Annotated in this window: 10 protein-coding genes; 6 read left to right on the forward strand and 4 right to left on the reverse strand. The window is 72.2% G+C overall.

What is annotated here, in order from left to right:
- The first annotated feature begins 33 nt into the window (after positions 1 to 33).
- Complete coding sequence (fbaA, locus tag ACYU96_RS18140; RefSeq protein ID WP_460756705.1) at positions 34 to 1,053, forward strand: class II fructose-bisphosphate aldolase; 1,020 nt, start codon at positions 34 to 36, stop codon at positions 1,051 to 1,053.
- Between the two features lie 29 nt (positions 1,054 to 1,082).
- Here fbaA and ACYU96_RS18145 read toward each other — a convergent pair whose 3' ends face one another.
- Complete coding sequence (locus tag ACYU96_RS18145) at positions 1,083 to 3,473, reverse strand: ATP-binding SpoIIE family protein phosphatase (RefSeq protein WP_460756708.1); 2,391 nt, start codon at positions 3,471 to 3,473, stop codon at positions 1,083 to 1,085.
- Positions 3,474 to 3,649: 176 nt separating this feature from the next.
- Between ACYU96_RS18145 and ACYU96_RS18150 the strand changes: the two genes are divergently transcribed.
- Positions 3,650 to 4,084, forward strand: a complete 435-nt coding sequence (locus ACYU96_RS18150) for an STAS domain-containing protein (protein ID WP_460756710.1) — start codon at positions 3,650 to 3,652, stop codon at positions 4,082 to 4,084.
- An 18-nt stretch (positions 4,085 to 4,102) separates the two neighbouring features.
- Here ACYU96_RS18150 and ACYU96_RS18155 read toward each other — a convergent pair whose 3' ends face one another.
- Positions 4,103 to 4,498 (reverse strand): STAS domain-containing protein, encoded by a 396-nt coding sequence (locus ACYU96_RS18155; protein WP_460756713.1) that lies wholly within the window; start codon positions 4,496 to 4,498, stop codon positions 4,103 to 4,105.
- A 117-nt stretch (positions 4,499 to 4,615) separates the two neighbouring features.
- Here ACYU96_RS18155 and ACYU96_RS18160 point away from each other — a divergent pair, with 117 nt between their 5' ends.
- Genes ACYU96_RS18160 through purD form a run of 3 tightly spaced genes read left to right on the forward strand, consistent with a single transcriptional unit; the run spans position 4,616 to position 7,706 of the window.
- A complete protein-coding gene (locus tag ACYU96_RS18160; protein WP_460756716.1) occupies positions 4,616 to 5,047 on the forward strand; it encodes a DUF3151 domain-containing protein in 432 nt (143 codons plus the stop codon).
- Between the two features lie 40 nt (positions 5,048 to 5,087).
- Positions 5,088 to 6,386, forward strand: coding sequence for an adenylosuccinate synthase (locus ACYU96_RS18165; RefSeq protein WP_460756718.1), 1,299 nt, complete (start codon positions 5,088 to 5,090; stop codon positions 6,384 to 6,386).
- A gap of 24 nt (positions 6,387 to 6,410) precedes the next feature.
- The gene (gene purD / locus ACYU96_RS18170) at positions 6,411 to 7,706 is read left to right on the forward strand and encodes a phosphoribosylamine--glycine ligase (protein ID WP_460756720.1); all 1,296 of its coding nucleotides are present in this window, start codon (positions 6,411 to 6,413) and stop codon (positions 7,704 to 7,706) included.
- Between the two features lie 113 nt (positions 7,707 to 7,819).
- Here purD and ACYU96_RS18175 read toward each other — a convergent pair whose 3' ends face one another.
- Both ACYU96_RS18175 and ACYU96_RS18180 read right to left on the reverse strand, forming a co-directional pair.
- Positions 7,820 to 9,595 carry a glycoside hydrolase family 6 protein gene (locus tag ACYU96_RS18175; protein ID WP_460756723.1) on the reverse strand — a complete coding sequence of 592 codons (1,776 nt, stop codon included), beginning with the start codon at positions 9,593 to 9,595 and terminating at the stop codon, positions 7,820 to 7,822.
- Positions 9,596 to 9,750: 155 nt separating this feature from the next.
- The gene (locus ACYU96_RS18180; RefSeq protein ID WP_460756725.1) at positions 9,751 to 10,758 is read right to left on the reverse strand and encodes a LacI family DNA-binding transcriptional regulator; all 1,008 of its coding nucleotides are present in this window, start codon (positions 10,756 to 10,758) and stop codon (positions 9,751 to 9,753) included.
- A 199-nt stretch (positions 10,759 to 10,957) separates the two neighbouring features.
- Between ACYU96_RS18180 and ACYU96_RS18185 the strand changes: the two genes are divergently transcribed.
- On the forward strand, positions 10,958 to 13,273 hold the full coding sequence (locus tag ACYU96_RS18185; RefSeq protein WP_460756728.1) for a substrate-binding domain-containing protein: 2,316 nt from the start codon (positions 10,958 to 10,960) through the stop codon (positions 13,271 to 13,273).
- The last annotated feature ends 101 nt before the right edge of the window (positions 13,274 to 13,374 follow it).

The raw sequence follows: 13,374 nt of genomic DNA on the forward strand, positions 1-13,374 counted from the left end.
GCCCACACCACGAGTTACTTGGAGCTGGAGCAGATGCCCATCGCAACCCCTGAGGTCTACGGCGAGATGATCGACCGGGCCAAGGCCGGCAAGTTCGCCTACCCAGCGGTCAACATCACGTCGTCGCAGACCATCACCGCTGCCCTCCGTGGCTTCGCCGAGGCCGAGTCGGACGGGATCATCCAGGTGTCGGTCGGTGGCGGCGAGTACGCCTCGGGCGCCACGATCAAGGACAGGATCGCCGGCTCGCTCGCCCTCGCGGCCTACGCCACCGAGGTCGCGAAGAACTACTCGGTGAACATCGCGATCCACACCGACCACTGCGTCAAGGAGAACCTCGAGTCCTGGGTGAAGCCGCTGCTCGCCATCGAGGCGGAGCAGGTCAAGAACGGCCAGAACCCGACCTTCCAGTCGCACATGTACGACGGCTCGACGGTCCCGCTGGACGAGAACCTCGTCATCTCCGCCGAGCTCCTCGAGCTGTCGGTGGCCGCGAGGACGATCCTCGAGATCGAGGTCGGCGTCGTGGGCGGCGAGGAGGACGGCCACGAGGCCGAGATCAACGAGAAGCTGTACACGACGCCCGCCGACGGCCTGGCCACGGTCAAGGCGCTCGGTGCCGGTGAGAAGGGCCGCTACCTGACGGCGCTCACCTTCGGCAACGTGCACGGTGTCTACAAGCCGGGCGCGGTCAAGCTGCGCCCGTCGATCCTCGCCGACATCCAGAAGGCCGTCGGCGACGAGATCGGCCAGGAGAACCCGTTCGACCTCGTGTTCCACGGTGGCTCGGGCTCGACCGAGGCGGAGATCGCCGAGGCGGTCGACAACGGCGTCATCAAGATGAACATCGACACGGACACGCAGTACGCGTTCAGCCGTCCGGTGGCCGACCACTTCTTCAAGAACTACGACGGCGTCCTGAAGGTGGACGGCGAGGTCGGCAACAAGAAGGCCTACGACCCGCGCGCCTGGGGCAAGGCCGCCGAGGCCGGCATGGCCACCCGCATCGTCGAGGCCTGCCAGCGGCTCCGCAGCGCCGGCACCAAGATGTAGTGATCCTCGGGCTCCGCGGCCGGGTGAGGCTACTTCGCCTGGTCGCGGAGCTTTGCCCAGACCAGCTTTCCCGTCCCGGACGGACGCCAGCCCCACTCGGCCAGGCGGTCCACGATCTGCATGCCGAAGCCGCCCAGGCGGTTCGGGTGGCCGTCCGTCGCGACCGGCGGCGCGGGGTTGGAGTCCTCGACCTCGATCCGCAGCCCCTCTCCGGTGTCGTAGAGCCGCAGCGCGATGTGCCCCCAGCCGTGCAGCACGCCGTTCGCGACGAGCTCCGACACGACGAGCTCGGCCTGTGCCGACTCCTCGATCCCCCACGCCTGGCACGTCCGCAGCACCGCGTGCCGCGCCCGCCCGATGGACGACGGCTCGCTCGGCAGCATCCAGCGCCGCCACCGCGGCGACAGGGTCGGCTGGGCGCGGTCCCCCTCAGGATCGGGCACGCGGACCACGACGATCGCGACGTCGTCCTCCGGCTTGTCGGCCAGCCGCGCCAGCAGCTCCTCGCCGACACCCGCCGCATCCTTCGCCTGGATCGCCGCGGCGGTCTTCAGCAGTTCGTCGAGGCCTTGGCGCAGCGGCCGGTCCCGCCGTTCGATCAGGCCGTCCGTGTAGAAGAGCAAGGTGTCGCCGGGCTTCAGCTCGCGCTTCCCGGTGGTGCGTTCCCGTGACCCGAAGCCGATCAGCGCGCCGCCGCCCTGGTCCAGCGTGAACACCTTGCCGGCGCGCAGCAGCAGCGGCGGGAGGTGTCCGGCCCGGGAGTACTCGATCGACTGCGGGCCGTCCTCGTTCTTGCGCAGCGCGGCGTACACCATGCTCGCCGAGCGGGGGATGCCCATGCCCGCCACGAGCTGGTCGACCTTCTCCAGCACGTGTCCCGGCGCGGACAGCTCGAACGCGTAGGACCGCACGACCGACCGCAGCTGCCCCATCGTGGCGGCCGCCTCGACGTCGTGCCCGACGACGTCGCCGATGACGAGACCGACCATGTCCGTGGAGATCGGCAGGATGTCGTACCAGTCGCCGCCCACCTGGGCATGCTCCGCGTTGGGGGCGTAGTAGGTCCACACGTCGATGCCCGGCACGTCCGCCTGCTCCGGCAGCATGGCGCGCTGCAGGGTCTCGGCGAGCCGGTGCTCGCGCGCGTACAGGCGAGCGTTGTCGATGGCGTTCCCGGCCCGGCGCGCGACGACCTCGAGGACGCCGCGCACCTCCTCGGACTCGTCGGTGCCCTCGTAGAGCAGGACGTCGTTCGTGGCGTCGTCGTCGAGCCAGACCACCAGCAGGCCGAGGGTGCTCTTCCGGCCCGCCACGGGATGGACGACGACGCTCCGGGGCACGCCGCCCATCTCGTCCGCCAGGCGGCGGCTGAGCTCCCGCTGCAGCCAGCCGGACGCCGAGTACTGCGCGTGCGGGATGTCGAGGTGCAGGGTGACGGGCTCGTCGCCCTGCCCGTCGAGGAGGTTCTGGACGTTGTCGACCACCTCCAGGAGACGGCCCGGCACGACCGTCGTCGTGTCGCCCGTGGACGTCGTGTCGCCGAGCTGGTCCTGGACGCCACGGTGCGGCCCCTTGCGCGGCTGGTCGTCCCCGGCGACGTACCTGGCGTGCCGGCGCCCCCGGCCCGACGGCGGGTTGCCGACGTCGATGCCCTCGGCGGGCTTCAGGCCGTCGTCGTTCACGTAGAAGCCGGCCCACTTCACGACGTGGCCGAGGAGCTCGGCGATGTCGCGCAGCACGTACGGGTACTCGAGGTCGGCGAGCAGCTCCGTGGTCTGCGCGACGAGGTCGCCGTCCTCGCGCTGCCGGTTCTCCATGGTGAGGTTGGCGAGCTGCACCGCCTGGCGCTCCATGTGCTCGGAGACGTCGACGCTCACCCCGATCCAGTGCGTCACGCGGTCGTCGTGCGCCGCGCGGGCCGGGGTCAGCGTGAGCTGTGCCCAGCCCGCGACGCCGCCGCGCAGCGTGGAGCGGACCATGGTCTGCACCTCTTCGCCCGCGGCCAGGTGCGTCCGGATCTTCGCGGAGTCCTCCGGTGCGCCGAGCCGCTCGCCCAGCACGGTCAGCGCGTGCCCGGCGATCTCGGCGAACCGCACGTCCGCGTACTTCTCGAACGCCTCGTTCGCCCACAGCAGCGGGAGGTCGTCCTCGAACGCACCGGTGAGGAAGACGGGGATGCCGACGCTCGTGGCGCCCCGCAGGACGAGGTCGCCGACGGACGGGGGCAGCGGACGACGTGCTTGCGGCGGGTCCGTCCGAGGGGGTGCGGCGAGAAGCTCGGCGTCGTCGTCGGGGGCGGGCTGCTGCGCGGGCCGGTCCGGCTGCTCCGGGGGCTGCTGCGCCGACTGCGAGGGAGAGTGGGGTGTGCGACGTCGACCGGGGCCGTCAGGGGGGACCGACCAGGACAAGTTGCCTATCATCACACCCCCCTTTCGACAATCTTTGCGTTGCCTCTGTTCCGACAGGACATTCAACCGTAGATTGGGACAGTCCGAGAGGCGAACGCCCAACCTCTATTATCTCTACGACGCACCAGAGCCGATGGCAGCCCCAGCCGAACGCGTGTACCGCGGCCGATCGCCTCGGAAGGAGAACCGTGCAGGACGACCGAAACGACTCGACCAGCGTGCCCGACGGCGCGGACCCGAGCGGCCAGACGGCCCCCCCGCAGTCCCGGCCGCAGCATGGTGACCTTGCTCACCCCGATCTGGGTGAGCCGGCGAGCGTCCACGTGCTGACCGTGGACCAGCGTTCCCGGCTCGTCCTCGCCGGAGAGATCGACGCGAAGATCGCCGGCGAGCTGCAGAACGCGATCAGCGAGGCCGAGGGGTCGCGGCTCCCGGTGGAGATCGATGCACATCATGTGACCTTCATGGACTCGTCCGGTGTGGCATTCCTGGCACGCCTGGCCAGTCGGAGCCCGCACAAGGTCCGGGTGCTCCGCGCGCCGCCCACGGTGCGGTTCCTGCTCGAGGTGACGCGGATCGGCGACCTGCTGGAGATCGTCGACGAGGACCTGGCAGCGAGCTGAGGGGCCGGCGGCCGCGCGTCACATCGCGCGGCGGTCGGTCCTGTCCGTGGCAATCATCCGGGGCGTGACGACATGGAACCCCGTCGCCGGCGTGGCGGGTTCGCAGCGGTGCTCGTTGTCGATGCGGAAGAGGTCCATCGCGCCGCACACCTCCAGGACGAAGAGGTCCCGCTCGTCGGCACCCCGGATCACGGTCGCGCCACCGCGCTTCGCGCCCGAGTCCGCGAGCGAGATGAGGAAGGCCGCGCCGGTGGAGTCCATGAAGGTCACCCGGCACATGTCGATGACAAGCAGTTGACGGCGCAGGCCGACGACACGCGCCGCGATGCCAGGGAACTGGTCCCGTTCCTGAAGGTCGAGTTCTCCGGCGATCACGAGAGTCGTCGTCGTCGGTGACGTCGCGATCTCGATCATGCTCACGAGAGTAACCACAGATCGCGAATCCCACCGGCTGAGTGGAAGGATTCACCCGGATCGGATCCTTTCGGGAAATTTGGAACAGTGGTCCGGGCGGGGGAGGAGAATGTCCTCATGAGCCATGACAACCTGCTCGCGGGTCCTGCCGCGACCGAGCTGCCCGATGACTTCCCCGACGTCCTGACCCGCCTCGCGGCCGGCGACGACCCCGCCGGTGTCGCGGCGGACCACCCTGCGTCGTCCCTGGCCTGGGCCGTGCTGGCCGAGCGCGCCCTCGCGGCGGGCAACGGCGTCGAGGCCTACGCCTTCGCCCGCACCGGGTACCACCGCGGCCTGGACGCGCTGCGCCGTGCCGGCTGGCGCGGCCAGGGTCCCGTTCCCGCGGCGCACGCCCCCAACCAGGGCTTCCTCCGGGCGCTGCTGGCCCTGTCCGACGCGGCGGACCGCATCGGCGAGACCGAGGAGCGGGACCGCTGCGGCCAGTTCCTGGTGGACTCCGGCACCTCGCCCGACGAGGTGCGGACCCTCGTCGGCGGCCACGGGTAAACTGCGGTCGCTCAACAAACTCCCGAGAAGGTGGGAATCCATGCCAGGCGTGGTGCTCGTCGGTGCCCAGTGGGGCGATGAGGGCAAGGGAAAGGCGACGGATCTCCTGGGTTCGCGTGTCGACCATGTCGTGAAGTTCAACGGCGGGAACAACGCCGGCCACACCGTCGTCGTCGGCGACGAGAAGTACGCGCTGCACCTGCTGCCGTCCGGCATCCTGTCGCCGGGCGTCACGCCGGTGATCGCGAACGGCGTCGTGGTGGACATCGAGGTGCTCTTCTCCGAGCTCGACGCGCTGGCGGAGCGTGGCGTGGACGTCTCGCGCCTGCTCGTCTCCGGCAGCGCCCACGTCATCGCGCCGTACCACCGCACGATCGACAAGGTGACCGAGCGGTTCCTCGGCAAGCGCCGGATCGGGACCACCGGCCGCGGCATCGGCCCCGCCTACTCGGACAAGATCAGCCGCGTGGGCCTGCGGATGTGGGACCTGTTCGACGAGAAGATCCTGCGCGCCAAGATCGAGGGCGCCCTGGACCAGAAGAACCACCTGCTCGTGAAGGTCTACAACCGCCGTGCCGTGGACGTGGACGAGACGGTGGCGGAGCTGCTCAAGCACGCCGACCGGCTCCGCCCCATGGTCACGGACACGGCGGTGGTGCTGAACGACGCCCTCGACGAGGGCAAGAACGTCCTGTTCGAGGCAGGGCAGGCCACCATGCTCGACATCGATCACGGCACCTACCCGTTCGTCACCAGCAGCAACGCGACGGCAGGCGGGGCGGTCACCGGGGCCGGCGTCGGGCCCACGCGGATCGACTCGGTGATCGGCGTCATCAAGGCGTACACGACGCGCGTCGGCGAGGGCCCGTTCCCCACGGAGCTCTTCGACGACAACGGCGCGTTCCTCGCCAAGGCCGGCCACGAGTACGGCACCACCACCGGCCGTGCGCGCCGCTGCGGCTGGTACGACGCCGTCATCGCCCGCTACGCCTCCCGCGTGAACGGCCTCACCGACCTCGTGGTGACCAAGCTCGACGTGCTGACCGGCCTCGAGAAGGTCCCGGTCTGCGTCGCGTACGACGTCGACGGCGTCCGGTACGACGAGATGCCGACCGACCAGACGGCGTTCCACCACGCCAAGCCCGTCTACGAGGAGCTCGACGGCTGGTGGGAGGACATCTCCGGCGCCCGCACGCTCCAGGACCTCCCGGCGGCCGCGCGCGCCTACGTGGACGCGCTGGAGCAGCTCTCGGGCGCGCGGATCTCCGCGATCGGCGTGGGCCCCGGCCGCGACGCGATCATCCCGATCCACGACCTGATCCACGCGCGCGGCCGCTGAGGTCCGTCCCTACACTGGAGTCCCGTGAAGATCCTCGTCGTCGGGCCCGGCGCCCGTGAGCACGCCATCGTCCACGCCCTCACCGCGGAGGCGGTGTCCGGCGAGGCCCACGAGATCCACGCCGCGCCCGGCAACCCGGGGATCGCGGCCGAGGCCGCGCTGCACCCGGTCGACGCGGAGGATGCCGCCGCGGTGACCGCGCTCGCCCGGGAGATCGGCGCCGAGCTGGTCGTCGTCGGCCCGGAGGCGCCGCTGGTGGCGGGGGTCGGGGACGCGCTGCGCGAGGCGGGCTTCCCGGTGTTCGGGCCCGGCGGCGAGGCCGCCCGCCTGGAGGGCAGCAAGGCGTTCGCCAAGGAGGTCATGGCCGCCGCGGGCGTGCCGACCGCGATGGCGCACGTGTGCACCGACCTCGGCGAGGTGGCCGCCGCGCTGGACGCCTTCGGGGCCCCCTACGTGGTGAAGGACGACGGCCTGGCCGCGGGCAAGGGCGTCGTCGTCACGGAGGACCGCGGCGCGGCGCTGGAGCACGCGCGTGCGGCGCTCGACGCGCGGGGCGCCGCCGGTCGGGTGGTCATCGAGGAGTACCTGGACGGCCCCGAGGTCTCGCTCTTCTGCGTGTGCGACGGTGCGACCGTCGTCCCGCTGGCCCCCGCCCAGGACTTCAAGCGCGCCCTCGACGGGGACGAGGGCCCCAACACCGGCGGCATGGGGGCCTACAGCCCGCTGCCGTGGGCGCCGCAGGGCCTCGTGGAGGAGGTGGTGTCGCGGGTCGCGCAGCCCACCGTGGACGAGATGGCGCGCCGCGGCACGCCCTTCAGCGGGATCCTCTACTGCGGGCTCGCCCTCACGTCGCGCGGTCTGCGCGTGGTCGAGTTCAACGCCCGCTTCGGTGACCCGGAGGCACAGTCGGTGCTGGCGCGGCTGGTGACGCCGCTCAGCCGGATCATGCTGGCCGCGGCGAACGGCGGGCTCGCCGGCCTGGAGCCGCTGGGCTGGCGGGACGAGGCCGCCGTCACGGTCGTGGTGGCGTCCGCCGGGTACCCGGCGTCGACCCGCACGGGCGACCCGGTCACGGGGATCGAGGCCGCCGCCGCGCTGAACGGCGTGCACGTCCTGCACGCGGGCACGGCCCTGTCCGACGACGGCGCCCTGGTGGCCGCGGGCGGCCGCGTGCTGTCGGTCGTCGGGCTGGGCGCGGACCTCGGGGCTGCCCGTGACCGGGCCTACGAAGCGGTCGCGAAGATCGCCCTGGACGGCTCGCAGCACCGGACGGACATCGCTGCCGAGGCGGCGGCGGGCGCCCTGACGGCCCCGGCCTGACGCGCGGGCCGGCCGCGGAGAGCGGGAACGGCCGCCGGGCCGCCGGCCGGTTCACCTCCCCGGACGGAGATGAACCGGCCGACGGCCCGGCGGCCGTCGTTCTCAGGTGCCGATCAGGAGCAGGACACCGGGACCGACGTCGGTGCGGTCCCGTTGGCGGTGAAGCCGAACGTCGTGGACTGGCCCGCGCTCAGCGTGCCGTTCCAGCCGGTGTCCGACGCCGTCACGGTGGAGCCGCTGACCGAGTACTCGGCGTTCCACAGGCTGCCGATCGTGGTGCCGGACGGCAGGTCGAACGTCGTCGTCCAGCCCGTCGTGCCGTCGGCGCCGCCGGTCACGGTCACCTCACCCTGGAAACCGCCGCCCCACGAGTTGACCACCGTGAGGGACGCCTCGCAGGCGCCCTCGACGGGCTCGTCGGTCGGGTCGTCCGTGGGCTCGTCCGTCGGGTCTTCGGTGGGCTCGTCGGTCGGGTCGTCCGTCGGGTCCGGGTCGGGGTTGTTGCCCGAGCCGATCGCCGGGTAGGCGTTGGCGACGAGCATCTCGAACTGGTCCTGGAACCACCAGCCCGACAGCGGGGCGTTCGGCAGTGCGCCGGTGTAGGCGCCGCCGAGCTTGTCCGCCTGGTAGGTCGGGTCGCACATGCGGTCGAGGCTCTTGCCCTCGTCGTTCGGGATCTCCTCCGACGAGCCGTCGGACTCGCCCGGGGGCTTCACCCACACGAAGGCGTGCAGGTGCGAGTCCGCGTAGCCGGACGGCGACACGGTGGGACGCTCGCCGATGCCGGCACCGTCGGGGTTGCACCAGGCGCCGCGGTGGGTGCGGCGGTCCACCCGGGACTCGTCCACATAGGTGTTGAGGTTGCTCGACGACGACGCGGACGTCGGGCGCTCGGAGCCGCCCCAGCCGTTGCGGGACGTGTCGATCAGCATGCCGATGCGCGACGGCGCACCCTGGGCGACCATCCGGTCGTACAGGTCAGCGGTCCAGTCGATCTCGTCGAAGTCCGGGTTCCACTCGTAGTAGTCCGCCGAGCGCACCTGGCCGCTGCCGACCTGCAGGTCCGGGTTAGTCAGGAAGGGCTCCTCCAGCGGCGTCGAGTTCGCCGTGTTGGTGACGAAGCCCGCCACCCCGTCCCAGCCGTAGGTCGAGCCCTGGACCACGCTCGCGAACTCCTGCGCGCTGCCGCTCGCGTTGTCCGGCCAGCCCAGCCAGCCCGAGTGGGCCGCGTCGATGTAGGAGTAGACGTTGCCCACCTCGTGCAGGCTGTCGAGCGCGTACTGCACGCCCTCCCGGTAGTACGGCGCCGCCTCCTGGCACGGCTGGTGGGACATGTTCGTCACCAGGTTCGGCAGCGAGTCCGGCTCGATCACGGCCGAGATCCGCAGGTTCTCGTACTCGGGACGGTCCAGGATCTCGACGATCGCGTCGATGTACTCGGTCTTGTAGCGCTCCATGCCCGCGTCCGTGGCGGGCAGCTCGCCGTTCGACGCCAGGGCGAAGCAGTCACGTCCGGGCAGGTCGTAGACGACCATGTTGAACACCAGCGGGCTGCCGCCGGCCTGCTCGACGGCCTGGTCGAGGTGCCACTCCAGACCGTGCTGCCGGTCGATGCCCTCGATCGCCTGGATGCGGTCCATCCACACGTGCGTCGGCTCGTTCGCGATGGCACGCATGTCGTCGCCGAGTGCGCCGCCGGCGATGTCGGCGGCCTCCAGCACGTCCTCGTTCCAGTCGGGGTTGACGTACTGCGCCGCCCCCTCGTACGGATTGCCCACGGCCGCGGTCGCCGATGGCGCGGCTGCCAGGGCGACCAGAGCCGACGCGGCAACCAGTGCCCCTGTCGCCCCGACCGCGATGCCGGCGCGCGCCTTCTTCTCTCGTTGCACGATGCCCTCCAGGGTCGTTCTCTTGGCGTGCGCCTGCCGGCCCTCCTGGTCGGTGGGGCCGGCGGCACCCGCACCCCCGCAGGCCTTTCTGCGGCGGCTGGTGAATCGTTGCCCGGGGGACAACTTGCCCGACACCTAACGAAACGTTTAGGAATTCACTCCGGTGGGGGTGCCGTCGAGCCGCGGACGACGAGCGCGCCCGCGTCGATGGTCGTGGACGGGGGCGCCTTCTCCCGTTTCGTCTCGTCGGCGTGGAGCACGCCGAGCAGCGCCTTGCCGACGGCGGTCCCGAGGCTGTGGACCGGGTACGGCACCGCGGTGAGCGACGGCGTCGTGAGCCGGCACGCCGCGGAGTCGGTCCCGGCGACGACGGAGAGGTCCCAGGGCACGGAGATGTTGAGTCGTCGCGCCACGTCGAGCACGATGCCCGCGGTGACGTCGTCGTCGGTGATGACGGCGGTCGGGTGGCTGCCCGACGAGAGCAGCGAGCCGACGGCGGCCGCGGCGCGGTCCACGCCGTCGCCGGAGACCGCGTCGAAATCGATTCCTGACGCGCTGAGCGAGGCGCCGAGCGCGGTGGCCCGGCGGCGCGTCGCCAGCAGGCCCTCCGCCCCGGTCAGCATGGCGACCCGGCGGTGTCCCAGGTCGGCCAGGAACTCGCCCACCTGCGCGAACGCCGTGGCGTCGTCGAGCACGACGCTGCGCCAGGCGGACGGCGTCGGGACGGTCAGGTCGTCCACCACGACGACGGGGGCGGGCAGGTGGCGCAGGGCCGCGAGGCGGGCGTCGTCCGACCGTAGGCCTGTGACCACGAAGCCGGCGTAGCGTCGCTCCGCCCACCAGCGGCGCATCAGGTGGGCGGCCTGCTCCACGGTGCTCGCCGCGTGCACCGCCATGGTGACGTCGCCGGTGTCCAGCACCTCGGACGCGGCGGTGACCAGGTCGAGCATCGAGCCCGTGCGCGTTCCGGTGGCGCCGTCGTGCACGACGACGAGCGCCGCGGCACCCGGCCCAGCGCGCAGCGAGCGGGCGGCCGTGGCGGGCCGCCACCCGAGGTCGTCCGCCACCCGCAGGACTCGCTCCCGGGTCATCTCGGCCACCCCGCGCCGCCCGTTGAGGGCGTACGAGACCACGGCCGTGGAGACGCCGGCCGCCCGGGCCACGTCGACGATGGTCGGCCGTCGTCGGCCGCCGCTCGGGCGCGGTGTGCTGCCCCGGGAACGGGGTGAGGCGGGATTTTCGCCCTTCCCCGCTGAGTTTTCTGGATCTTCGTGATGATTCGGTCGCGCCGTCGAGACCATTCACGTAGCATGCCCTGTCAGTACCTACTTTGCACAGCGTCAACGAGGACGGGGTGTGACCATGACATCCGTAAGGGGCAAGTACTCCCTGGCTGTACTGTCGCCGGTCGTGGGAGGGCACTACTTCGGCAAGGTCCTGGCCGGGATCTCGCGTGCGGCACGGGCCGGCGGCCACCGCGTCGTCGTCGTGCAGACGTACCCGGCCGACCTGGAGCGCGCGCAGTTCCCGGAGGAGCCGCCGGTGGGCGTGCCCGTGGGGCTCGACGCCGCGGACGGGCTGATCGTCGTGGCGACGGCTGTCGACGCGGAGACCGTCGAGCGGCTCGGCGCGGAGGACCGGCCGATGGTGCTCGTCGGGGAGCACTCGCCGGGCGCCCAGGCGCCCGCCGTCGCGCCGGACAACGCCGGCGGTACCCGCGCGGCCGTGGAGCACCTCATCTCGCACGGACACTCCGAAATCGGTTTCGTGGGGAGTCTGCGGCAGTCCGACATCGTCGAGCGGTACGAGGCGTACCGGGCCACGCTGCGCGACCACGGCATCGAGCCGCGCGACGAGTGGGTCTACCAGGCCGCGGACAACCAGGAGGCGGCCGGGGCCGCGGCGGCGCGCGAGGCGCTGGCCGCGGGCATGCCCACCACCGCCACGTTCACGGCCACCGACCGCAACGCCGCCGGGTTCACCAGGATGCTGCAGGTCAGCGGCCTCGCTCTGCCGAAGCGGCAGGCCGTCGTCGGCTTCGACCACTCCGACCTCGGCGCGCGGATGCGGCCCCGCCTCGCGACCGTCGACCCGCACCACGACGGTGTCGGCGAGCTCTCCGTCTCGCTGCTCGTCGCCCAGATCCGCGGCGAGCGCCCGCGCGGCCGCCACCTGTCGGCGGCGAGCCTGATCACCCGAGAGTCCTGCGGCTGCCGGGAGGCGAGCGTGGGACCCGTGCAGGGCGGGGACGACGACAAGGCCGCGACCTCGTGGGCGCGTCTCTCCGGCGTCGCGGAGATCGTGCTCGACGGCGCGGGTTCCACTCCCGGCACCGAGGCGTGGATGCGCAGCGTGCAGCGGATCGTGCGCAGCGCCGACGCGCTCGCGCTCCTGCCCGACGCCGACGCGCTCGCCTCGCTCGCGGACATCACCCGCGCGCTCCGGCCGCACCCGGAAGCGCTCGAACAGCTCGTCCCGGCGCTCCGCTCGGTCGAGGAGGAGCTGGCCAAGGCCCGCAAGGGCGGGTCGCGCGCACCCGGCGAACCGGGGCCGACGGCGCGGCGCCGGGCGGTGGCACGTGCCATCACCGACGTCATCGTCGCGGTCAGCACGGGCTGCACCCAGACCCTGCTGGCGCGGGCGGGTCGCCTCGAACGCACGATCGGCGAGCAGTACGAGCTCGACCTCGGCCTCCTGCACGCGGACGCGCCCACCATCCGCACCCTGCGCTGGCTCCCCAAGGGGCACCGCGGCCCGGCCACGCTCGCGCTGTGGTCGGACGCCGCCGAGCGTCTCGCCCACCCGCCCGTGCCCGACGACGTTCCCCGGCCGGGCCTGCCCGAGTACGCCGGGGAGATCGACGGACCGGCCCCGCGGCCGCCGGCCGGCACGGCGTCCGACCCCGCGCGCGAGCTCACCGTGGTGGGCACGACGGCGACGTCGCCGCAGGCCAGGGCGCTGGTCGGCACGAAGCTCCCGGTCGCGCAGTTCCCGACGCGGGCTCTGCTGGACTCCGCCGACGGCATGGCGTTCGTCATCCCCGTCACCTTCGACACGAGCGACTGGGGGCTGCTGCTCATCGGCGGCGCCATCGACACCCACGCCACCAGCGCCCGCGACAAGTTCGACCACTGGGCGGCCATGCTCGCGGTCGCGCTCGACCGGGAGGCCCGGCTCGTGTCGCTCCGCACGCAGCGGGCCGCGCTGGCCGACATGGCCGCGCGCGAGCGGGCGCTCGCCCTCGACCTGCGTGCCGGCCAGGTGCGCTACCGGCTCGTCGAGGAGGTCGCGCTGGAGGGGACGTGGGACTGGGACATCACCACCGGCCACGTGTACTACTCGCACACGTGGAAATCGCTGCTCGGCCTGGCCGACGACGAGATCGGCGCGGGCATCGAGGAGTGGACCAGCCGCGTCCACCCGGACGACCAGCGCTCGGTCCGGTCGGCGATCGCGAAGCAGCTCGCGGGGGAGTGCGTGCCCCTCGACCTGGAGCACCGGCTCATGACGGCGGGCGGCCGTCAGATCTGGGTCCGCGCCCGGGCGACCACGGTCACGGACGACGCCGGGGTGCGGGCCCGTATGGTCGGGGTGCTGATGGTCCTGGGCCGTGAGGGGGACGACACCCTGGCCGAGGTCCCTCCGCAGGCGGCCCTGCTGGGTGATGCCGTCGACTGACGCCCGGTGGCGCACCTCATACCGCGGTCCACGGACGAGGCCTCCGCCCCGCCTGCCTCCCCGTTAGACTCGGCCCGGAATTCCCTCGTATCTCAAGGAGC

It is taken from the genome of Myceligenerans cantabricum, assembly GCF_054777735.1.